Source organism: Aliiglaciecola aliphaticivorans, from assembly GCF_054782055.1.
In genome coordinates this window covers 1-1,495 of sequence record NZ_BAAGTF010000078.1, presented here as the reverse complement: position 1 = coordinate 1,495, position 1,495 = coordinate 1, and the positions used below count along the sequence as shown (strand labels likewise).

Sequence of the window (1,495 nt, the reverse complement as noted above, 5' to 3'; positions counted from 1 at the left end):
TATAGTCTTTCAACCTTAATTATCTACACTTAGATTGTTTAGGTTATGTGCTCATTACATACGAATATTGAGCGATATTCATTTGATGATTTCTGCTTTTCTTTCGATGCAATGAGTCACTTTACTCATAACGAATACTCAGGGCTTGCCTTAAAAACGCTGTCTATATTTCTTTCGAAGAGTAAAGGATACATAACAAACTTCAACTATTGGAGATTTGTAATGAATGACGTGAAAACTAAATTCTCAATTTTTGTTGGTTTAGATTGGGCTAATAAAAAACATGATGTTTGTGTGCAAATAGGTAAAAGTAGGGAGCGTAGCTTTGAAGTTATTTCACACACGCCTGAATCCATAGATAGCTGGCTAAATGAGCTGCGTAAAGAGGCCAAGGGTAAAATTGCTGTCGCAGTCGAGTTGACTAAAGGCCCGATTGTATACGCACTGCAGAAGTACAGTTTCGTCACCGTCTTTCCAATCCACGGTCTAACACTTGCACGATATCGTCAGGCAATGTTTCCAAGTGGCGCTAAAGATGACCCTTCTGATGCTGAGTTAGCATTAGACATGATGCTCAATTATCCCGATAAAGTGAAACCGTTACGTCCAAGTAGTCACCAGACACGTACATTAGCGCTCTTAGTTGAGCAGCGGCGTTTGTTGGTTGACGATAAACGTCGAAATGTTAATCGGTTAATCAATTCACTGAAACAGTATTACCCTCAGCCGTTGGAGTGGTTCTCTCATAGAGATAGTGAATTGTTTTGTGACTTCTTAATAAAATGGTCTTCGTTACAAGCTGTTAAACGTGCCAGAACCAATTCAATTATTAAGTTCTTTCATGCTAGAGGTGGAAACGCAGTATCCAATACGGATAAGCGTGTTGAGGCAATAAATAAGGCCGTTCCGTTGACAGATGACCAAAGTGTTATTTTACCGCACAAGCTATTGGTGACAGCGCTTTGCAAACAAATACTTACGATCATTGAAAACACCAGAGTATATGATAAACAAATCAGTCAGTTATTTAACAGTATGCCAGATGCTGAGTTATTTGATTCTCTACCCGGCACAGGCTTGTGTTTGGCTCCTAGGTTATTGGCGGCATTAGGGGAGGATAGATCACGATTCAATAGCGCCCAAGAAATACAAAACTATGCTGGACTGTCCCCTGTAACGGAACGAAGTGGTCAAAAGAGTTGGGTACATTGGCGTTGGCAATGTTCCAAGTTCGTCAGACAAAGCTTTATAGAATGGTCAGCCAAAAGTATAAATCAATCATATTGGGCTGGTTTGTACTACGAGAAACAGCGTTCAAAAGGTAAGTCTCATCAATCGGCGGTGAGAGCACTTGCCTATAAATGGGTCAGAATTGTTTATAAATGTTGGAATACAAGAACTCCCTATGATGAGTCAAAGTATTTAAAAGCGCTGAAAGAGAGAAATTCTCCGCTATTGGCAACATAAAACACTTGTTGAATGACTCAGGGCGTGA

At 40.0% G+C, this 1,495-nt stretch carries 1 protein-coding gene; it reads left to right on the top strand.

Going from position 1 to position 1,495, the window contains the following annotated elements:
• Positions 1–222: 222 nt before the first annotated feature.
• Positions 223–1,467, top strand: a complete 1,245-nt coding sequence (locus ACYVIL_RS20355) for an IS110 family RNA-guided transposase (protein WP_353369134.1) — start codon at positions 223–225, stop codon at positions 1,465–1,467.
• Positions 1,468–1,495 lie beyond the last annotated feature (28 nt).